This window comes from Thiomonas bhubaneswarensis (genome assembly GCF_001418255.1).
Lineage (GTDB): Bacteria > Pseudomonadota > Gammaproteobacteria > Burkholderiales > Burkholderiaceae_C > Thiomonas > Thiomonas bhubaneswarensis.
Window position 1 is genome coordinate 35,258 of the sequence record NZ_LIPV01000003.1, and the last position, 18,977, is coordinate 54,234.

Here is an 18,977-nt window from a genome sequence, read left to right on the forward strand (position 1 = left end):
ATGGTCGGCCCTCAACAACCTGGAGATGCTCAATGAAAAAATCACTACTCGCACTCGCCGTCATCGGCGCTTTCTCTGGCTCGGCTTTTGCCGCTGACAGCGTGCAGCTGTACGGTATCGTCGACATGGGCATTGCCCATTACACCGGCGTCAAGCCTTCTGGCGGCACCGGCGAGGCCAGCTTCACCGGCCTGCAATCCGGCATCCAGTCGCCCTCCCGCATCGGCATCAAGGGCACGGAAGACCTCGGCGGCGGTCTGAGCGCCATTTTCAACGCTGAAACCGGCTTCTGCGCTGCCGGCACCAACGTGACCGGTGGCAACAGCGGCGGCTACTGCTCCGGTGGCGGCTTCATGCAGCGCCAGTCCTACGTCGGCCTTACCGGCAGTTTCGGTACTGTCGTCGGTGGCCGTCTGTACAACCCGGCGTATAACAACCAAGTCGCCATTGACCCGTTCGGCTTTGGCCTTACCGGCAGCATCGGCAACACCTCGTTGCTGACTCAAAACGGCGTCGCCAACCTGACCCGTGCTGACCAGACCCTGGCCTACATTACGCCTAATTTCTCGGGCTTCAACGCCACCCTGGCGTACACCTTCAACGTGGGCTCGGCCACCCAGCCGATCAACACGGCAGGTAGCACCAGCCGTGCCTATTGGCTGAGCGGTAACTACAACAACGGCCCGATCACCGCCGGTGTTGATTATTCGCAAATCACCAATATGCAGAACATCAACGCCGCATTCGACATCGGCGCCAAAGCAAAGATGTACGACATCTTTGGTGGTTACGACTTCGGCATCGCCAAGGTTACGGGTCTTTACTCCAACCTGAAGGTTGACGGCATTTCCGGTAGCCAGAAGCAATGGATGCTGGGCGCTACCGTGCCGGTTGGCCCGGGTGCCGTGCTGGCCTCCTACAGCGTATACAAGAACGACATGGGTTCGCTCGCTTCCGCTCCGGAAGCCAAGCAGGCTGCGATTGGCTACACCTACTCGCTGTCCAAGCGCACCAACCTGTATGCCTCCTACTCGCACATCAGCAACAGCAATGGCGCAGCCATCGTTGCCAACAGCAATGCGAGCACCAACCTCGGCGTCGCCAACCAAGGCTCCAACGGCTTCGCCTTGGGCATCCGCCACAAGTTCTGATTCAGCGCAAGCTGTTTCAAGCCTGTTTCAAAGCCGCCTTCGGGCGGCTTTTTTCATCCTCGCCTTCGGGCGGCTGTTTTTATCCTCGCTTTCAGGCGGCTTTTTCGTCTTCGCCTTGCGGCGGTGTTCCGTTCTGCTGGTGAGAGCCGCGGGCACAGGGCAGGCATAATCAAAGGCGACGAAGGGGTATCGACCTCGGGTCGGCGCTCTTCATAGATGGAGACGTTTATCCAACGCTACGAGGAATTTTTCCCATGCACATCATGCTGGCCGTTGATGGCTCGCCCTACACCGAGCGCGCTGCTCGGATGCTGGTTGGCCAGGCGGCGTTGTACCGCGAGCCGCCCAAGATCACCTTGTTCACCGTGGCGCTGCCCATAGGCACGCCGCTGGCGCGTGCGCAACTCAGCAAGGCCACGCTCGAAGACTATTACCGCGACGTCGCCGCGCAGGCGTTGGCCCCGGCTGAAAAGCTGCTGCGCGAAGCGGGGTTGGCCTTCACCTCGGTGCATGCCGTGGGTGACCCGGCCGAGCAGATCGCGGGCGAGGCCAAGCGCTTGCAACCCGATCTGCTCATCATGGGCACGCACGGCCATTCAGCGCTCAAGGGTTTTGTCATGGGCTCGGTGGCGAGCAAGGTGGTGGCGGCTACTACGGTGCCGGTGCTGTTGGTGCGGTGATGTCACCGCCGGGTTGACTTTGCAGGCCTCTTCTTTGCATTCCCCGCAGGCGGGGGAGGGCCTTGAGATTTGCTCTTGATTCGGGAATCACCACTGGCTCAGCGCATTGCCGACCAGCTTGGCGGTGATGTCCACGATCTGGATCATGCGGTCGTAGGCCATGCGGGTGGGGCCGATGACGCCCAGGGTGCCCACGACCTTGCCGTTTGCTGCGTAGGGGGCGGTGATGACCGAGAGTTCTTCGAAGGGCACGGCCTCGCTTTCGCCGCCGATGTAGATGCGCACACCTTCGGCTTTGGCCGAGGCGTCCATCAGCTTGAGCAACTGGGCTTTCTGCTCGAACAGGTCGAACAGCTGGCGCAGCTTGTCGAGGTTGCCGGCGAGGTCGCCGATGCCGAGCAATTGCTGCTGCCCGGAGATGACGACCTGATCCTGCGGCTGCTGCAGCGCCAGGCTGCCCGCCTGCACGCCGGCCTGCATGAGGGCGACGAGTTCGCTGCGCAGGTGCTCCACTTCACTGCCGAGCTTTTGCGCCACCTGCTCGAAACTCATGCCGGAAAAATGCGCGTTGAGATAGTTGGTGGCCGTGTTGAGTTCGCTCTGGCTCAGGGCGTGCGGCCAGTGCAGCATGCGGTTCTGCACGTCGCCCTCGGGGCTGACGATGATGAGCAGGATGCGATGTTCGCTCAAGCGCAGAAACTCGATGTGGCGAAACGCCGCGCTGCGTTGCGGCGCCAGCACCACGCCGACGAACTGCGACAGGCTCGACATGAGCTGCGCCGCCCGCGCCATGACCTGCTGTGGTGGCGCAGTGTCGATGTGCTGTTGCAGGGTCTGCGGCAGCAGGTCGGGCTGCTTGCTCGTCTGCGCGGTGAGCATGGCATCGACGAACATGCGGTAGCCGCGTGGCGTCGGAACCCGCCCGGCGGAGGTGTGCGGGCTGGTGATGAGGCCGAGGTCTTCAAGATCGGCCATGACGTTGCGGATGGTGGCGGCCGACAGCTCCAGCCCCGATGCCTTGGAGAGCGTGCGCGAACCCACAGGCTGACCGTCGGCGATGTAATGTTCGATCAGGGTCTTGAGCAGCAGTCGGGCGCGTTCTTCCATGGCTGAATTTTAGGGCGCCCAGCCTTAGCCGGCTGCAAGCCCACCGCGCGCCATCGGCCTGTGCTGTAATTTGCCGTCATGGTGGATTTGTTCGCCATGCCTCATCTCACTACCCCATGCCCCGTACCGTATTCCAGCAGGCCCTGCTGATCGGCAAGTATCAGGCGCCGCAGGCGCAGCGCAAGCTCGGCGAGATCGCCGCGCGTCTGAGCCGCGCAGGCGTGGAGGTCTGGGTGGGCGAGCTCACCGCGCAGCACACCGAGCTGCCTTACCCGGTGCTGCGCAGCAGCGAGTTGGCCGAGCGCACCGCACAGGGCGGCTGGGTGGCGGTGGTGCTGGGCGGCGACGGCACCATGCTGGGCGCGGCACGGCGACTGGCGCCCTTGAACGTGCCCCTGGTGGGCATCAACGCCGGGCGGCTGGGCTTCATGACCGACATTGCCGACAGCGAGTGGGAGAACGCGATCGACGGTCTGATGGCGGGCGAGTTCGAGCGCGAGGAGCGCGCCATGCTCTGCGGCGCGGTGGAGCGCGCGGGGCAGACCATTTTCAGCGCCATTGCCGTGAACGATGTGGTGGTGAATCGCAATGGGGCGTCGGGCCTGGTCGAGCTGAAGGTGGAGGTGGACGGCCGCTTCATGTATGTGCAGCGGGCCGATGGTCTGATCGTGGCCACGCCCACCGGCTCGACCGCCTACGCCCTGTCGGCCTACGGGCCGATTCTGCATCCCAGCGTCAACGGGGTGGTGCTGGTGCCGATTGCGCCGCACACCCTGTCCAACCGTCCCATCGTGTTGCCGGGCGGTGCCGACATCGTGATCGAGGTGGTCACGCCGCGCGATGTCAGCGTGAATTTCGACATGCAGAGCTACGCCGAGTTGATCGGCGGCGACCGCATCCGTATCGGCCAGGCGGCGCATCGCTGTGTCTTCCTCCATCCGCCAGGGTGGAGTTATTTCTCGACGCTGCGCAAAAAACTGCACTGGCACGAAATTCCCGACGAGGCCTGAAGATGCTGTTGCACCTGCATTTGCGCGATTTCGTCATCGTTCCCGAGCTCGACATCGATCTGGCGGCCGGGTTCACCGTGCTCACGGGCGAAACTGGCGCGGGCAAATCCATCCTGATCGATGCGCTCAAGCTCGCCTTGGGCGAGCGCGCCGACAGCAGCGTGGTGCGCACGGGGGCGTTGCGGGCCGAGATCAGTGCCGAATTCAGCCTGACCCCGCCGCTGGCCGCCTGGCTGGAGGAGCAGGGCTTTGCCGCCGAGGGCGACAGCGTGCTGCTGCGCCGCGTGATCGACGCGCAGGGCAAGTCTCGCGGTTTTCTCAACGGCAGCCCGGCCACCGCCGCCCAGCTCAAGTCGGCTGGGGAGTGGCTGGTGGACATCCACGGCCAGCATGCCTATCAGGGGCTGGTGCGGCGCGAAGTCGTCACCCACCTGCTCGACGGCTACGCCGGGGCGCAGGATGAAGCCCGGGCGGTGGCTCAGGCCTGGGCGCTGTGGCGCGACGCGCACGCCGCGCTCGAACAGGCACGCCGTGACGCCGGTGCCTTGGCCGAGGAGCGCGAGCGTCTGCAGTGGCAATGCGAAGAACTGGACCGCCTGCAGCCGCAGGTCGGTGAATGGGAGGCGCTGGAGGCCGAGCACAAGCGCCTCGCCCATGTCAGCAGCCTGCTCGAAGACTTCGCGGCCGCCGTCGGCACCCTCGATGGCGAAGAGCAGGGGGTGCTGTCCATGCTGACTCTGGCGCAGCAGGCGCTCGAACGTGCCGCGCAGGTCGATGTCGGTCTGCAGCCGCTGGTGCAGCAGGTCGATGCGGCGCAGGCGAGTCTGAGCGATCTCAGCCACGAGCTGCGCCGACTTGCCGAGCGCACCGAAGCCGACCCGCAGCGGCTGGCCGAACTCGACGCCCGGCTCTCGGCCTGGATGAGCCTTGCGCGCAAGCACCGGGTGACGGCGACAGAACTGCCGCAAACCCACCAAAACCTGCGCGACAAGCTCCAGCGGCTCGATCGCAGCGCCGATCTGCCTGCCCTGGAAAGCGCCGAGCAGTCGGCGCAAGCCGTCCTGCAAAAGGCGGCCGCCAAGCTCAGCGCCAAGCGCCGCAAGGCGGCACAGCAACTGGCCAAAGCGGTACAGGCGGCCATGCAGGATCTGGGCATGCCGGGCGGGCGCTTCGACGTGGCGCTGCTGCCGCTCGAAGCCGTGGGCGCGCGCGGGGCGGAGGCGGTGGAGCTGCAGGTGGCCGCGCACCCCGGCGCCGAGCTGCGGCCCCTGGGCAAGGTGGCCAGCGGCGGCGAGCTGTCGCGCATCGCCCTGGCCGTGGCCGTGACTACCAGCGCCTTGCAGGACACCGAGACCCTGATCTTCGACGAGGTCGATGCCGGCATCGGCGGCGCCGTGGCGCAGACCGTGGGGCGTCTGCTGCGCCGTCTGGGGAGCGACCGCCAGGTGCTCGCCGTCACCCATCTGGCGCAGGTGGCCGCCTGTGCCCAGCAGCATTTCGCGGTGCGCAAGCTCAGCAGCGGCCAGCACACGGCCAGCCTGCTCGATGCGCTTGCGCCCGAGCAGCGGCCCGGCGAGATCGCCCGTATGCTGGGCGGCAACGCCCAGTCCGACGCCGCGCTGGAACATGCGCGCGAGTTGCTCGCGGCCTGCGATGCCTCCTGAACCCACGCCATGAATGCCTCCGAGATGTCCACCGCCGCCCCACCCGCTGATTCGCGTCAAACCCACCAGCTCGTGCTGATCTCCGGGCTGTCGGGTTCGGGCAAGTCTGTGGCGCTGACGGCACTGGAAGACTCCGGCTATTACTGCGTGGACAATCTGCCGCCGCAGCTCATCACCGCGCTGGTGGAGCAGACCCGCGCCTCGGGGCAGAAGCGCGTGGCCGTGGCGGTGGACGCGCGCAGCGCCGAATCGCTGGCCGATGTCCCGGCCCTGCTTCAGAACCTGCGGGCCTGCTGCGAGGTGCATGCCATTTACCTCGACTGCGCCACCGACACCCTGGTGCAGCGGTTCTCCGAGACGCGCCGCCGACATCCGCTCACCAGCCGCGCCACCGCTCATCAGCTGGGCAACGCCGCCGCGGCGCGAGGCGAGGGCTACGCCAACGCGCTGATCGAGTCCATCGAACTCGAACGCGAGTTGCTGCGTCCGGTAGCCGAGATCGGTCTGCACATCGACACCAGCCAGATGAAATCGGCGCAGCTGCGCGAGTGGATCAAGCAGGCCGTGCGGGTGCAGGCCTCGCAGATGGTGGTAATGTTCGAGTCGTTCGCCTTCAAGCGCGGCGTGCCGCTCGACGCCGACTATGTGTTCGACGTGCGCATGTTGCCCAACCCGCATTACGACCCGGTGCTGCGGCCCCTGACGGGGCGCGACGCGCCCGTGGCCGAATTTCTGCAGCGGCAGCCCGAGGTGCACCAGATGCAGGCCGACATCGCCGGTTTTCTGCAGCGCTGGTTACCCAAGCTGGCGGCCGATCATCGCAGCTACGTCGGCGTGGCCATCGGCTGCACCGGCGGGCAGCATCGCTCGGTGTTTCTCTCCGAACAACTCAGCCGCGCGTTCGCCAGCCAGTACACCGTGCTGCTGCGTCACCGCGAACTGGGCGCCAGGGAACAGTGACCCGCATCGGCTGCCGGGCCGTTACCCAGCGCGAGCGGTGGCGGTTCGGCGAATCGGTCGTGCGGCGTGCTCACGCGCCAGTCCAGCACGAGGAGCACAACGACGGCGGTCCAGAACAGGGCGATCAGACCAGGGCATTTGCGCTTCATCGTCTCTGCTCTCAATCCGCCATGCCCAGGCGATGCCGCAGGCGCACGCCCACGAGGCTGCCGGCAAACGCGCAGGCGAACCACACCCAGCCATGCAGGCTGCCGGTGGCGATGCCCGAAAAATACGCCCCCACATTGCAGCCGAAGGCCAGGCGCGAGCTGTAGCCCAGCAGCAGCCCGGCGGCGATGCTGGCCAGCCATTGCCGCGCGGGCAGCCTCACCGCCGGGTTGGCCTTGCCGTGCCAACTCGCAGCGATGAGCGCGCCCAGCAGCAAGCCCAGGTCGGTGACGCTGGTGTTGTCGGCCAGCACCGTGGCGTGCAGTTGGGCCTGCTGCGCAGGCAGACCCCAGAACGCGTTGCCGCTCAGATCGACGCCCAGGGCCTGCACGATCTTGGCGCCCCACAGCCCCAGGCCGTAGACGATGCCCCAGGGCTGTCCCGCGACCACCAGATTGGCGGCGGCCAGCAGCCCCAGCCCGATGGCGGCCCACCACACTGCTGGCCCCTTCCAGCGCGAAGGCTGCGCACTGCGAAACCGCCCCAGCAGCGCGGCCAGCAGGGCCAGGGCCGCAAGCTGGACGATCAGCGTTTGCGTGGCTCCGAGCCGGTGCACCAGATCGACCGGCGGCAGCGCGCCGAGCGACAGCCAGGCGGGAAGCTGGGCGGCGCCGAGAAAGCTGCCGAAGACGAAGGCGGGCAATACCGCCAGGCTCACCGGATGGCCCAGACCGGCCTTGTACAAGGTGCCCGAGCCACAACCATCGGCCACCTGCATGGCCGCGCCGAACACGAAAGCGCCCACCAGCAGACTGATGGAAAGCGGCCCGTCGGCGCCTTGCAGTTCAGGATGCGCGGCCAGCAGCGGCACGTTGATGAGCATGGCCACCGTGATGCCGACGAACTGCGCCCACAGACCTTTGGGGTCGCGGCGGGTGATCCACACCCTCCATCCCGTGGTGAAGCCGAAGGCCGCCGCTGCGAGCAACATGCCGTAGCCCAGACCGATCAGCCAGAGCAGGCCTTGCCTCCATCCGACCAGCCAGGTGATGGCGGCAAACCCGAGCAGGCCGCAGCCGATCAGCAGGCTGCAGGTCAGACGTCGTTGAGCCGGAAGGGCCACCTGCGCCGCTGCGGTGCGGCTTCCCGCCGGGCTCAGAGCGCTTGCCATGTCTGTTCCAGTTGCTGCCAGAGCTGTTGCAGGCGGGTGGGCACATGCGCCATGGGCGCGTCGGCGCGCGACCAGTCCACCATGGAGCCGGGATAGAGCGCGACATGCGGGCGGTGCAGCACCTGCGACAGCACGAACCAGTTGGTCGCCGCCCAGTGGCCGGTGTTGCAGAACGAGACCACTTCAGCGCTCGGTGCTGCGGCCAGGGGCTGCGGCAGGGTTTGAGCGACGCGTTCGAGCGTTGCCGTATCGGGCAAGGCGGCGCTTCCTTGCTCGAACCAGCGCAGATTGTCGAAATCAAGCGCGCCGGGCAGGGTGCCGGGGCAGCGTGCAATTGGCGCCTTTTCGCGGCCCAGGTAAAAGGCCCGGGGACGCGCGTCCAGCAGCAGGGTGCCGGGGCGGGCCAGGTCCTGCGCCACCTCGGCTCGGGTCGCGAGCAGGGCGCCGTCGAGCTGGGGCGTGAACGCGCTGGGTGCGGCGGGGGGCGTGGGCTCGCGGGTGAGGGACAGGCCGGCGGCCAGCCAGGCGGTCATGCCGCCGTTGAGAATGGCGAGATGCTTCAGACCCAGCCACTTGAGCGTCCAGTACACGCGGGCCGGCGCTCCGAAGTCGCTGGGGTCGCTACCGCTGGCGACGAGCACAACGGGGGTCTCGGCGGTCAGTCCCAGGCGGCGCACCAGGGCGGTGAACTCGGCCAGCGGCCGGAGCTGCCCCGGATTGCTCGCCGGACCACGCCAGTCGGCATAGGGCGCGGGCAGCGCGCCCGGGATGTGCGCGACATGCGGTTCGCTGGCCATGTCGCGCAGGTCGATGATGCGCACCTGGGCGCGTTGCGCCGCCAGCGCGGTGGCCGAGATCAGCGGGCCGAAGGTCTGCGCCTCTGCCTGATGGGCGGGCGCCGCGCCGACGCCCTGCTGCAGCGCCCAGGCGGCGAGAAACCAGCCGAGCGCGCAAGCGCGGCAAAGCCTCGACCAGACAGAGCGCCGTGCGATGCGGTGCGCTGACGGCGAAGGGGTGGAGGTGGGTGTGTTCATGCAGGGCATTCTGGAAGTCCGGCGGTCAAAACGGAAATACAGAGTTGTCATGCGCATCCAACCGCAAGGCATATGCCCGCCGTGGCGGGGCGGGCGGTGCTACGCTGTCTGGCCGTCTATGAAGTCCTGCCCATGACCCACGCCCTGCCTTTCGAGGCCACCGTGACGGAAACCGAGCCCCCCGTTTTGCCAAATGCAGACTGGATCGAGCATTTACCAGCCTGCGTCGCCTTGTTGGTGGGCAATACCGTGCGTTATGCCAATGCTGCGGCGTTGCGGCTGCTGGGCGCGCAACAGCCCGGCGATGTGGTGGGCAAGTCGGTGCAGGATTTCATCCATCCTCTCGATCTGCACCGTTCGTTGGCGCGACTGCGCCATGCGGAAGGCGGCGGCGTCAACCCCGTCACCGAAATCCGCGTCTACACCTGCGGCGGCGAGCCGCTGATCGTGGCCATGAGCAGCGCCACGCTGCAACTAGGCGACCAGACGGCGGTGCTGGCGAGCTTTCTCGACATGACCGAGCGCGCCGCGATGGAGCAGCAACTGCGCCAGACTGACGAAGACTTTCAGCGCATGATGAACACCATGCAGGATGTGTTCTACCGCACCGATGCGCAGGGCATCACCCGCTACGTCTGCCCGGCGGTGAAGAACGTGCTGGGCTATTCCGCCGAGGAAATCATCGGCCTGCCCGCTGCGGCGTTCTATCCCGATCTGTCGGAACGCGACGCCCTCGTGGCCGAGATCAAGAAGCACGGCTCGGTGCACGATTTTCCAGGGCGGATGCGGCGCAAGGACGGCGTGATCATCGATATCTCCATCAGCACGCGGGCCTTGCGCGACGAGCAGGGCCAGTATGCCGGGGTCGAAGGCATCTGGCGCGACATCAGCGAGCGCAAGGCGCTGGAGCGCAGGCTCGAACACCTGGCGACCTTCGACAGCCTCACCGGCATTCACAACCGGCGCAGTGTGCTGGCGATTCTTGAACAGTTGTTGCAACGCGGCGCACCGTTCTCGGTACTGCTGCTCGACCTCGATCACTTCAAGCAGGTCAACGATGGTTACGGCCACGCCGCGGGCGACGAGGTGCTGTCCGGCTTTGCCCGAATCATCAGCCGGGAAAAGCGCAGCCGCGATTTCTTTGGGCGGCTGGGCGGCGAGGAATTCCTGTTGATTCTCGACGGCGCCGATGAGGCCGAGGCGTTGCAGATCGCCGAGAGGCTGCGCCTGGCCGTCAGCGCCCAAGCGCTCGATCTGCCCGGGGACGCCTCGCTGGCGCTGACGGTGAGCATAGGCCTGACCCAGCGACGCCCCGACGACCGCCGCACCGCCGACGTGCTGGTGCGCGCCGACCAGGCCCTCTACCGTGCCAAGGCCGCGGGCCGCAATCGGGTCTGTGGGTAGGGCCTGTCAACGCAGGGTCAGTATTCGTTGCGCACCCCGCCGGCCAAGGCGACGAAGGCGCGGGCTGCAACCGCCACGAAGGGCTTGAGCCACCACGGCGCCCGCGTGCGCAGGCGGTCTGGCGTGTTGATGGGCAGCGAGCGGGCGAGTTGTTGCTCGACATGGGCGCCCAGTTCGCGCACGAAGGCGGGGTCGCGCACGGCCAGGTTGGCCTCCAGGTTGACCAGCAGCGACAGCGGGTCGATGTTGGAACTGCCCACGGTGGCCCAACTGTCGTCGACCACGGCGACCTTGGCATGCAGAAAGGCCGGGGTGTACTCGAAGATGTGCACCCCAGCGCGCAGCATTTCGCCGTAAAGGGCTCGGGCTGCCCAGGCTGCCATGCGGTAGTCCACGCGTCCCTGCAGCAAGAGCTCGACGCGCACGCCGCGAGCGGCGGCGGCTTTGAGTGCCTGGCGAAACTCCCGTCCCGGGTAGAAGTAGGGCGTGACGATGAGCACGCGGCTGCGGGCGCTATGAATTGCGTGGATGTAGCTGCGCTCGATGGCGCGGCGCCGCGAAAAATTGTCGCGCACCACCAGGGTGGCCAGGCTGGTGTCGGCGCTCTGCAAGGCTGCCGGTGGCGAAGCGGCTGCGCCAAGGGGCGGCGGGGCGTCCAGGCGCAATGGGCCGCCGTCTTCCTCGTGCAGGTCGGGCACGGCGCTGCCCCAGTCCAGCAGCTCCTGCCAGTAGGCGCGCTGATTGGGTGAGGTGTCGAACACGCCGGGGCCCGGCATGTTGCGCAGCCGTCTTTGCAGGCTGCCGGTGAGCACGGTGCGCAGCCACAGGCGCTGCATGGCCCATTGCGTCTGGCGAGCGAGATGACCGTGGTATTGCACCGCGTAGTCCAGCCGGGGCTCGGCGCTCCAGCCGTGGTGCAGGTCGTAGCGGTCGTCGATGATGTTGATGCCGCCGATGAATGCGGCGTGGGCATCGACCACGCAGAGCTTGCGGTGCAGACGTCGCCAGCGCCCGCGCTGCACGATGTCGAGCCACCGGCGCCAGGGGCGGAACACCATGAACTCCACCCCGGCTTCCGTGAAGTGGGTGGAGAGCGTCTCGATGCTGCGATGCGAGCCCAGGCCATCCACCAGCACCCGCACCTGCACGCCTCGCCGTGCCGCGTCGCAAAGCGCGGCGACGATGCCCATGGCCGCTTCGTCGGTGTGGAAGATGTAGGTCTGCAGCCAGATACTCTCGCGCGCCTGTTCGATGGCCTGACGCATCGCCGGAAACAGCGCGCTGCCGTAGGGCAAGAGGCGCGGGGCTGCGCCCGCAACCCAGTCGAGCGGGAGGTCGTCCGGCGCGGACGCTGGGTCGGGCGGCATGCTCAGGCAGGGCTGCCCAGCCTGTTGCCCAGGTCGGCCAGATCGGCCGTCTCGGGCAAGGCGGCTTCGGGGCAGTCGGGCAGGTCGCAGCGCAGCGCGGCCAGCAGCGGGGCGTGGTCGGACAGCCGGGCCCAGGCGCGGCCCCAGCCCAGGCCGATCTCGCTGGCCGTCAGCCCGCGGGCGTAGATGCGGTCAAGCGGCATAAGCGGCAGGCGCGCGGGGTAGGTGCGCACCCGGTTGCGCCAGGAGGTCTTGCCGTTGGTCTTGACCTTCGGCTCGCTCACGTCCACCAGATGCTGCCGCAGCAACTGCGGGCCGATGCGGCCGTGCCAGTCGTTGAAGTCACCGGCGACGATGAGGGCGGCCTTCTCGGGCACGCGGGCGGCGATGTAGTCGAGCAGGCGATCGGTCTGGCGTTGACGGCTGACCGCGAACAGCCCGAAATGCACCACGATGCAATGCAGCGGCCCGCCCTTGGGCAGCGCCACCTGCACATGCAGCAGGCCGCGCTGCTCGAAGCGGTGATCCGAGACATCGCAGTGGTCGATGCCGATGATGGGGTAGCGCGACAACAGCGCATTGCCATGCTCGCCATGCCGCGTGCAGGCATTGGTGCGGTAGGCCGCGTGCATGCCCAGCGCCTGCGCCAGAAAGTCGTGCTGCGGCAGCGCAGGCCAGCCAGTCAGGCGACTGGCGTGGCGCTGATGCAGAAACTGCACTTCCTGCAGAAAGACCAGATCGGCTTCCATCCCCTGCAGCGCCGTCTGCAATTCGAGGATGCTGGCGCGTTTGGCCGGGCCGTGCCCGAGCACGCCCTTGTGGATGTTGTAGGAGGCGACACGCAGTTCCATGGTGCGGTGGTTCAGGTGCGCGCCAGGCGGCGTGGAAGCTGGCGGATCGCGTCGGCGTTGGACGCCGAGAAACAGCGCGGCGCCGCCTCATGCCAGGGCAGCCAGACCTGGGCGCGATGCTCGCGCGCGGCCAGGGTGACCGGGGTGCCCGAAGGCACTTCCAGGCTGAACACATGTTCGGTGTTTTTCCACACCCCCGCCGGGTAACGATGACGCCACAGCGGATAGATTTCGTACACATTGGCCAGATGCCAGTCGCGCAGCGCGGCGGCCGGCACGCCCGCGCCACCGATGCGGATGCCGGTTTCCTCCTCGACTTCGCGCGCGGCGGTGGCGGCCAGCGGCTCGTCCAGCGCATCGACACTGCCGGTCACGCTCTGCCAGAAGCCCGGTTGCTGCGTGCGCTCGATCAACAGAACCTCGAGCGCCGGGGTGTGAATCACCACCAGCACGGAGACCGGAATTTTCTGCCCCGACGTGGCAGGGGGCGAAGCGCTGACCGTTGCATCCATGCGCCGCAGTTTATGGCAATGCGGACGAAAAAACGCCTCCACGGGGCTTTCCGTGGAGGCGTTCGATGGGCCGCCCTTTCAGGCAACCCCTTCACCGGCCTGAATGGCTCAGATCGACTTCTTGGTGAAGTACCAGTCGGTCACTTCCATGCCCTGCTTGGGCCCTTCGGTGACACGCTCTTCCGCGGCGGCCGTGGTCTTGGGCGGCGGCACGATGACCTTGTCGCCCGGGCACCAGGCTTCCGGCGTGGCCACGCCGTGCTTGTCGCTGGTCTGCAGCGCTTGCAGCAGACGCACGAACTCGTCGATCGAGCGGCCGTTGCTCATGGGGTAGTACACCATGGCGCGCAGGATGCCGTTGGGGTCGATGAAGAAGGTGGCGCGCACGGCCTGGGTGTCGGCGGCGCCGGGGTGGATCATGCCGTAGGCACGGGCCACGTCCATCTTCAGGTCTTCGATGATGGGGAAGGGAATGTCCACGCCGAAGTGCTGCTTGATGGAACGCACCCAAGCCAGGTGAGCGAAGATCGAGTCGATCGACAGGCCGAGCAGCTCGCAGTTCATGGACTTGAACTTGTCGTAGTTGCGGGCGAAGCCCATGAACTCGGTGGTGCACACCGGGGTGAAGTCGGCCGGGTGGGAGAACAGGATCAGCCACTTGCCTTTGTAGTCAGCCAGGGTGCGATCGCCATGGGTGGTCTTGGCCGTGAAATTCGGTGCGGGTTCATTCAGACGGGGAAGGCCGATGGTTTCGTTGGTTTGTTCCATGGTTGAGGTCCTTGTGGTTGGAAAAAAACATCCGGCAACAGCGCCGTTGAGGAAGAAGTCTAGGGAAAACGCGGAGATTGATCCAATGGATTGTTTTCATCGGACAGTTAGGGAAAATGTATAACGAATTGAACCCAGATTGTTCATTAGGGCATGGGATGATGGCGAGGCGGATTGGGGATGGATTTGACCCCGGGCGACAAGCCCATAGCCCAAGCTATGGGCGCGAAGCGCGGGGGCAAAGACGCCCCAAGCCGACCGCCAGCGCCCATGCAGGCGCGAAGCGCCGCCTCATGGACCATCTGGGTTAAACCCATCTCCGGCGCACCGATTGTGCGACGGCGAGTCTGCGGCGGTGTGACGAATCGGTGACTTCCCGTGTTCGAGTCGGGTTATCGGGGGTCAAAGCAGCTCGGTCCGCAGCGGAAAGACCAGTTCCACCAGGGTGCCGATGCCCGGCGGGGCTGCTGGTTTAGCCTCATCGCCGGTCGGCGCCGATGAGGCCGGGAAGGGGCCGGGGTTGCTGTGCCAGTCGATGCGACCGCCCAGGGCGCGGGCGCGGATCTGCATGCTGGTCAGGCCATGGCCCGTGGCGGGGCGCTGCGGGTCGATGCCGATGCCGTCGTCGCGGATCTCCACGCGCATCTGTCTATCGTCTTGCACCGTCAGTCGCAGGCTGACGCGGCTGGCGTGGGCATGTCGGATGGCGTTGCTCACCGCTTCCTGCAGCAGGGCGCGAAGGTGGTATTGCAGCGCCGCGTCCTGCGCGGGGTCACCGGCATCGGTGCCGCGCTGAAGTGGCGCGGAGGCCAGGCCGCCAATCAGGGGGGGCGGCCAGTCGAGCTCCATGCCGGCAGCGGCCAGGCGCTGCGCGATTTCGGAGCGGAGATCGGCGGCGAAATCGTCCCAGGGCTGTACATGATGCTGCAGGCCGCGCACGATGGCCCGAAGCTGATCGATGGTGGCCATCAGCATGGCCTGCTCACGCTCGCCATGCACCAGGTGCCGCAGGGTGAGCAGCTTGGCGCCGATGTCGTCATGAAGGTCGCTGGCGATACGGTCGCGTTCCTGCTGCACCCGGGTTTCGAGCGCATCTCGGCCCGCGGCGGCCTGGTTGAGCAGGGTCACGAGCGAGGTTGCCAGTTCGGCGTCGGTGGTCGTGAACAGACGCTGCCCCGCGCTGCGCCCCTGCAGACGCCGGGCGCTCATGCCGCCCGCTGAGGCAACGCGCAGCTCCATGCCGTCTTGCGCGAGGCCGATGGTGGTGTCAGAGTCTGTGGGGGGTAGCGGCAGGTTGTGCAGCGGTTGATAGAGTCTGTCGAGCAGGCCGAGCCAGCGTCGCTCGCGCTCCAGGGTCTGCGCGGTAAAGGCCACCGAAATGATCTCGGGCAGCAGCCGGTCGATGGGAGGCAGCTCGCCCTGCATCATGCGGGTCCAGAGCCATTGCCGCATCGGCAGATACAGCAGGCCGGCAAGTAGCAGGGTGAGCAGTAGCGAGGTTTCGTGGCGCCAGTTCAGCAGCAGCACCAGCAGCATGTCGAGCACGACGATCAGCCCCAGTCCGAGCACCCACAACAGCAGCCGGTAGGCCCAGCGATCGAGATCGAACAGATGGTAGCGCCCCACCCCCAGTGCCAGACCGAGATACATGGCGAGGAAGAAGCCGAAGGCGTAGCCCTGTTGCATGGGCGGAAACACCCCGAACATCCGCGACCCGAAGGTGAACACGACGAAGGTGAAGGTGCCCGCCATGGCCGACAGAATGAACCAGCGCAGTGCGGCGCGGTCGGCGGCCCGCATGGCACTGCGGCGCCACTGCACCACGGCCAGCCCGACCGCGAGCAGGATTTCGATCAGCAGCGGAATGCGCACGCCCCAGCTCACGTCGGGGGTGAGGCGCATCACATCGGCGGCCCACCAGCCGACGATGATCAGGGGCACGGGCCAGAGCCATTGGGGTGGTGCCAGCCGCGTCGGATACACCATGAACAGCGCGGCCAGCGCGCCGCCGAAGCCGAGTCCGCCGAGGTGGTTGATGGCCGACAGCACCTCGAACAGGCCGCCGGGCAGCGCCAGCTCGCGGGTGCTGTAGATCGCCGCCGAATAGGTGTTGGGCAGGAACATCAAGCCGGACAGCGCCAGAAGCCGCCCCGGCCAGCTCTTGGGCTTGAGGGCGTACACCCAGGCGCCGACGAGCAGGGCGCCGCCGCCGCAGATCAGCTGGAACCAGAAAACGAAGGGCAGGCTCGCCAGCGGCCGGTCTCGCCGCGGGGTGATCGGCGCCTCGATGATCTGCCCGGCCGGATCGCGCCAGCTCAGCACCAGGGGCTTGGCCTGCAGCGCGGCGATGCGGGTCTGGCGCCGGAAGAAGTTCTCGACCTCGTCATAGCTTTCGAAGAAGTCGGGTTCCTCGATCAGGTCGCGGGCCTGCAACTCGACGCGCTGCCCTGCGCCGGCGATCGACAGCAGGCGTGAGCCGGGGTTGATGGCGGCCGATGGGCCGTCGAGGTCGACGCTCGTGACCAGAATGCCCGGGCTGTAAGGGTCGGCGCGAGGCGAGAGCGTCATCCCCAGCCAGGGCTGATGCAGGGCGAGATAGAGGGCCGCCGTGACCCCGGCGAGGGCCAGCAGCAGGGCCGCCATCAGGGTGCGCGCGGAGCGGGTTTGCGGTAGCGACATGATGGGCGGATTGTCGCCCAGCGTGCCGTCCCGAAGTCAATGGCCGCGGCGCCGGGCGACGGCTGCCTCCAACGCCGTGATGAAACGCGCGGCCACGTCGCAGCCGCTCTGCTGGGTGATTTCCTGAAAGCAGGTGGGACTGGTGACGTTGATCTCGGTGAGACGGTCGCCGATGATGTCGATGCCCACCAGCAGCAGGCCGCGCGCAGCCAGCACCGGGCCGAGCGCGCGGGCGATGGTCCAGTCGGTGTCGGACAGCGGCTGCGCCACGCCCAGGCCACCGGCGGCCAGATTGCCGCGCGTCTCGCCGCCCTGCGGAATGCGCGCCAGGCAGTAGGGCACGGGCTCGCCGTCGATGATCAGCACGCGCTTGTCGCCCTGCGCAATGGCGGGCACGAAGCGTTGCGCCATGATGGTGGTGGCGCCGCCCGCGGTGAGGGTTTCGATCACCACGTTGAGGTTGGGATCGGGGCTGCCATCGGCCTGCTGACGCAGGCGAAAAATGCCCGTGCCGCCCATGCCGTCGAGCGGCTTGAGAATCACGTCGCCATGCTCGGCGTAGAAGGCCTTGATCTCGGCCGCGCGGCGACTGACCAGGGTGGGCGTGATGAACTGCGGAAACTCCAGAATGGCGAGTTTCTCTGGGTGGTCGCGCAGCGCCCGGGGGCTGTTGAACACCGCAGCGCCCTCGCGCTCGGCTTGCTGCAGCAGATGGGTGGCGTAGAAATATTCGCTGTCGAAGGGCGGATCCTTGCGCATCAGCACCGCATCGACATCGCGCAAGGCCAGCGGGCGCTGGTCGAGCACGCGATACCAATCGTGACCCGACGCTGCCCCGGTGAGTTCGATGCGGCGGCAGACGGCGGTGACGGGTGCTGCGTCCGCGGCAGGCGTGGGGGCAGCGATCACCCCGCCGCCGGGCCGCCCCAAGGCGGGGTGGGCCCCCTCGGGGGGCAGCGCAGCCGCGTCAGCGGCAAGCGTGGGGGCTCCCCCCCTCCAATGCAGATCGGCCGTTTCACAAACCCAGAGCACATGGCCCCGTGCCTGCGCCTCGCGCATCATGGCGAAGGTGGTGTCCTTGTAGATCTTGAAGGACGCGATCGGGTCGGCGATGAACAGCAGTTGCATGACTGACTCAGCCCATTTCGACTTCGGGGTCGGTGCGCTCCAGCTCGTAGCTGGCGGCCACCATGGCCAGCCGGGCGATGACGCCGTACATGTAGAAGCGATTCGGCCCGTTGGTGCCGGGGGCGGCCTCGGGATGGGTGACGTTGAACTGTTCCTCGAAAGCCAGCGGCACGAAGTGCATGCCGGGGGCGTTGAGGTTCTCGTCGGGTCCGCGGTCGGCGTGCACGCGGTAGAAGCCGCCGACGACATAGCGGTCCATCATGTACACCACCGGCTCGCACACCGCTTCCTGCAGGCGTTCGACGCTGGGCACACCTTCCTGCACCAGCACCTCGCTGACCTCCAGGCCTTCCTTGACCACGCTCATCTTGTTGCGCGTCTTTCGGTTGAGGTCTTTGACCTCGCTGGGGTCGCGCACGGTCATCACACCCATGCCGTAGGTGCCGGCGTCGGCCTTGACGATGACAAAGGGCTTTTCCTGGATGCCGTATTCCTTGTACTTCTTGCGCACCTTGGTGAGCACGCTGTCCACCGCGCCGACCAGACAGTCCTCGCCATGACGCTCGTGGAAGTTGATCTTGCCGCACTGGGCGAAGTAGGGATTGAGCATCCACGGGTCCACGCCGATGAGCTTGGCGAACTTCTTCGCCACATCGTCATAGGCATGGAAATGGTTGGACTTGCGCCGCACCGCCCAGCCCGCATGCAGCGGCGGCAGCAGGTACTGCTCATGCAGGCCCTGAAGGATGGGCGGAATGCCCCCCGACAGATCGTTGTTGAGCAGGATGGTGCAGGGGTCGAAGTCTTTCAGGCCCAGGCGCAGCTTGTTGCGGATCAGCGGCTCGACCACCAGCTCGCCGCCCGAAGGCAGCTTGAGATGCATGGGTTCGGTCACGGCCTCGTCGAGCGAACCCAGGCGCACGTTCAGCCCCGCCTGGCGGAAGATGCGCATCAGGGTGGCGACGTTTTCCAGGTAGAAAGTGTTGCGGGTGTGGTTCTCGGGAATGACCAGCAGGTTCTTGGCCTCGGGGCAGATTTTCTCGATCGCGGCCATGGCGGCCTGCACCGCCAACGGCATCATGTCCGGCGACAGATTGTTGAAGCCGCCGGGGAACAGATTGGTGTCGACCGGCGCGAGCTTGAAGCCGGCATTGCGCAGATCGACCGAGCTGTAGAACGGCGGGGTGTGTTCCATCCATTCGAGGCGGAACCAGCGTTCGATGGCCGGTTGCGCCTCGAGGATGCGCTGTTCGAGTTCGAGGACGGGATCGCCCGAGGACGTGATGAGATGCGGGATCATTGTTCTGATGGGGAATGCATGGACATCCCCGATTCTTACAGAGC

General features: G+C 66.7%; 17 protein-coding genes. 6 read left to right on the top strand and 11 right to left on the bottom strand.

Annotation, left to right across the window (positions count from 1 at the left end; translation table 11 throughout):
* Nucleotides 1-32: 32 nt before the first annotated feature.
* Together ASC45_RS04585 and ASC45_RS04590 are read left to right on the top strand one after the other, a co-directional pair.
* A complete protein-coding gene (locus tag ASC45_RS04585) occupies nucleotides 33-1,151 on the top strand; it encodes a porin (protein ID WP_055449868.1) in 1,119 nt (372 codons plus the stop codon).
* A 254-nt stretch (nucleotides 1,152-1,405) separates the two neighbouring features.
* Complete coding sequence (locus ASC45_RS04590; RefSeq protein ID WP_055449869.1) at nucleotides 1,406-1,831, top strand: universal stress protein; 426 nt, start codon at nucleotides 1,406-1,408, stop codon at nucleotides 1,829-1,831.
* A gap of 87 nt (nucleotides 1,832-1,918) precedes the next feature.
* Here ASC45_RS04590 and hrcA read toward each other — a convergent pair whose 3' ends face one another.
* Complete coding sequence (gene hrcA, locus ASC45_RS04595; protein WP_055449870.1) at nucleotides 1,919-2,938, bottom strand: heat-inducible transcriptional repressor HrcA; 1,020 nt, start codon at nucleotides 2,936-2,938, stop codon at nucleotides 1,919-1,921.
* Nucleotides 2,939-3,054: 116 nt separating this feature from the next.
* On the opposite strand from hrcA, the gene ASC45_RS04600 reads away from it, so the two are divergent.
* The 3 genes from ASC45_RS04600 to rapZ are packed head-to-tail and all read left to right on the top strand — an operon-like array spanning nucleotide 3,055 to nucleotide 6,572.
* Nucleotides 3,055-3,948, top strand: a complete 894-nt coding sequence (locus ASC45_RS04600) for an NAD kinase (protein WP_055449871.1) — start codon at nucleotides 3,055-3,057, stop codon at nucleotides 3,946-3,948.
* Nucleotides 3,949-3,950: 2 nt separating this feature from the next.
* Nucleotides 3,951-5,612, top strand: a complete 1,662-nt coding sequence (gene recN, locus ASC45_RS04605; RefSeq protein ID WP_055449872.1) for a DNA repair protein RecN — start codon at nucleotides 3,951-3,953, stop codon at nucleotides 5,610-5,612.
* A gap of 9 nt (nucleotides 5,613-5,621) precedes the next feature.
* Nucleotides 5,622-6,572 carry an RNase adapter RapZ gene (gene rapZ / locus ASC45_RS04610; RefSeq protein ID WP_245609953.1) on the top strand — a complete coding sequence of 317 codons (951 nt, stop codon included), beginning with the start codon at nucleotides 5,622-5,624 and terminating at the stop codon, nucleotides 6,570-6,572.
* Here the strand turns inward: rapZ and ASC45_RS04615 are convergent.
* From ASC45_RS04615 to ASC45_RS04625, 3 genes are read right to left on the bottom strand one after another with little or no spacing between them, the layout of a single operon-like run.
* Nucleotides 6,542-6,721 (bottom strand): hypothetical protein, encoded by a 180-nt coding sequence (locus ASC45_RS04615; protein ID WP_055449873.1) that lies wholly within the window; start codon nucleotides 6,719-6,721, stop codon nucleotides 6,542-6,544. The genes rapZ and ASC45_RS04615 overlap by 31 nt on opposite strands.
* A gap of 11 nt (nucleotides 6,722-6,732) precedes the next feature.
* Nucleotides 6,733-7,890 (bottom strand): YeeE/YedE thiosulfate transporter family protein, encoded by a 1,158-nt coding sequence (locus tag ASC45_RS04620; protein WP_055449874.1) that lies wholly within the window; start codon nucleotides 7,888-7,890, stop codon nucleotides 6,733-6,735.
* Entirely contained in the window at nucleotides 7,875-8,924 is a 1,050-nt protein-coding gene (locus tag ASC45_RS04625) for a sulfurtransferase (protein ID WP_055449875.1), read from the bottom strand. Before ASC45_RS04625 ends, ASC45_RS04620 begins: the two co-directional genes overlap by 16 nt.
* A gap of 72 nt (nucleotides 8,925-8,996) precedes the next feature.
* Between ASC45_RS04625 and ASC45_RS04630 the strand changes: the two genes are divergently transcribed.
* Nucleotides 8,997-10,328: a sensor domain-containing diguanylate cyclase gene (locus tag ASC45_RS04630; RefSeq protein WP_245609954.1), complete on the top strand. Its 1,332-nt coding sequence runs from the start codon at nucleotides 8,997-8,999 to the stop codon at nucleotides 10,326-10,328.
* Between the two features lie 17 nt (nucleotides 10,329-10,345).
* Here ASC45_RS04630 and clsB read toward each other — a convergent pair whose 3' ends face one another.
* The 7 genes from clsB to gshA form a co-directional block, all read right to left on the bottom strand.
* Entirely contained in the window at nucleotides 10,346-11,695 is a 1,350-nt protein-coding gene (clsB, locus tag ASC45_RS04635) for a cardiolipin synthase ClsB (protein WP_055449876.1), read from the bottom strand.
* 2 nt (nucleotides 11,696-11,697) lie between these two features.
* The gene (locus tag ASC45_RS04640) at nucleotides 11,698-12,546 is read right to left on the bottom strand and encodes an endonuclease/exonuclease/phosphatase family protein (protein ID WP_055449877.1); all 849 of its coding nucleotides are present in this window, start codon (nucleotides 12,544-12,546) and stop codon (nucleotides 11,698-11,700) included.
* 11 nt (nucleotides 12,547-12,557) lie between these two features.
* Nucleotides 12,558-13,058 (bottom strand): dihydroneopterin triphosphate diphosphatase, encoded by a 501-nt coding sequence (gene nudB / locus ASC45_RS04645; RefSeq protein WP_055449878.1) that lies wholly within the window; start codon nucleotides 13,056-13,058, stop codon nucleotides 12,558-12,560.
* 108 nt (nucleotides 13,059-13,166) lie between these two features.
* A complete protein-coding gene (locus ASC45_RS04650; RefSeq protein ID WP_055449879.1) occupies nucleotides 13,167-13,826 on the bottom strand; it encodes a peroxiredoxin in 660 nt (219 codons plus the stop codon).
* Nucleotides 13,827-14,228: 402 nt separating this feature from the next.
* A complete protein-coding gene (locus ASC45_RS04655) occupies nucleotides 14,229-16,505 on the bottom strand; it encodes a sensor histidine kinase (RefSeq protein ID WP_055449880.1) in 2,277 nt (758 codons plus the stop codon).
* A gap of 36 nt (nucleotides 16,506-16,541) precedes the next feature.
* Nucleotides 16,542-17,633, bottom strand: a complete 1,092-nt coding sequence (gshB, locus tag ASC45_RS04660; protein ID WP_055449881.1) for a glutathione synthase — start codon at nucleotides 17,631-17,633, stop codon at nucleotides 16,542-16,544.
* A 7-nt stretch (nucleotides 17,634-17,640) separates the two neighbouring features.
* Nucleotides 17,641-18,933, bottom strand: coding sequence for a glutamate--cysteine ligase (gene gshA, locus ASC45_RS04665; RefSeq protein WP_055449882.1), 1,293 nt, complete (start codon nucleotides 18,931-18,933; stop codon nucleotides 17,641-17,643).
* Between the last annotated feature and the right edge of the window lie 44 nt (nucleotides 18,934-18,977).

Bases quoted from the DNA above. Each gene is read 5' to 3' on its own strand.
- nudB (WP_055449878.1), bottom strand. From the start codon at position 13,058: ATGGATGCAACGGTCAGCGCTTCGCCCCCTGCCACGTCGGGGCAGAAA.
- hrcA (WP_055449870.1), bottom strand. From the start codon at position 2,938: ATGGAAGAACGCGCCCGACTGCTGCTCAAGACCCTGATCGAACATTAC.
- recN (WP_055449872.1), top strand. From the start codon at position 3,951: ATGCTGTTGCACCTGCATTTGCGCGATTTCGTCATCGTTCCCGAGCTC.
- ASC45_RS04590 (WP_055449869.1), top strand. From the start codon at position 1,406: ATGCACATCATGCTGGCCGTTGATGGCTCGCCCTACACCGAGCGCGCT.
- ASC45_RS04630 (WP_245609954.1), top strand. From the start codon at position 8,997: ATGCCCGCCGTGGCGGGGCGGGCGGTGCTACGCTGTCTGGCCGTCTAT.
- rapZ (WP_245609953.1), top strand. From the start codon at position 5,622: ATGAATGCCTCCGAGATGTCCACCGCCGCCCCACCCGCTGATTCGCGT.
- ASC45_RS04585 (WP_055449868.1), top strand. From the start codon at position 33: ATGAAAAAATCACTACTCGCACTCGCCGTCATCGGCGCTTTCTCTGGC.
- ASC45_RS04625 (WP_055449875.1), bottom strand. From the start codon at position 8,924: ATGAACACACCCACCTCCACCCCTTCGCCGTCAGCGCACCGCATCGCA.
- ASC45_RS04650 (WP_055449879.1), bottom strand. From the start codon at position 13,826: ATGGAACAAACCAACGAAACCATCGGCCTTCCCCGTCTGAATGAACCC.
- ASC45_RS04655 (WP_055449880.1), bottom strand. From the start codon at position 16,505: ATGTCGCTACCGCAAACCCGCTCCGCGCGCACCCTGATGGCGGCCCTG.
- gshA (WP_055449882.1), bottom strand. From the start codon at position 18,933: ATGATCCCGCATCTCATCACGTCCTCGGGCGATCCCGTCCTCGAACTC.
- ASC45_RS04620 (WP_055449874.1), bottom strand. From the start codon at position 7,890: ATGGCAAGCGCTCTGAGCCCGGCGGGAAGCCGCACCGCAGCGGCGCAG.
- ASC45_RS04640 (WP_055449877.1), bottom strand. From the start codon at position 12,546: ATGGAACTGCGTGTCGCCTCCTACAACATCCACAAGGGCGTGCTCGGG.
- clsB (WP_055449876.1), bottom strand. From the start codon at position 11,695: ATGCCGCCCGACCCAGCGTCCGCGCCGGACGACCTCCCGCTCGACTGG.
- gshB (WP_055449881.1), bottom strand. From the start codon at position 17,633: ATGCAACTGCTGTTCATCGCCGACCCGATCGCGTCCTTCAAGATCTAC.
- ASC45_RS04615 (WP_055449873.1), bottom strand. From the start codon at position 6,721: ATGAAGCGCAAATGCCCTGGTCTGATCGCCCTGTTCTGGACCGCCGTC.
- ASC45_RS04600 (WP_055449871.1), top strand. From the start codon at position 3,055: ATGCCCCGTACCGTATTCCAGCAGGCCCTGCTGATCGGCAAGTATCAG.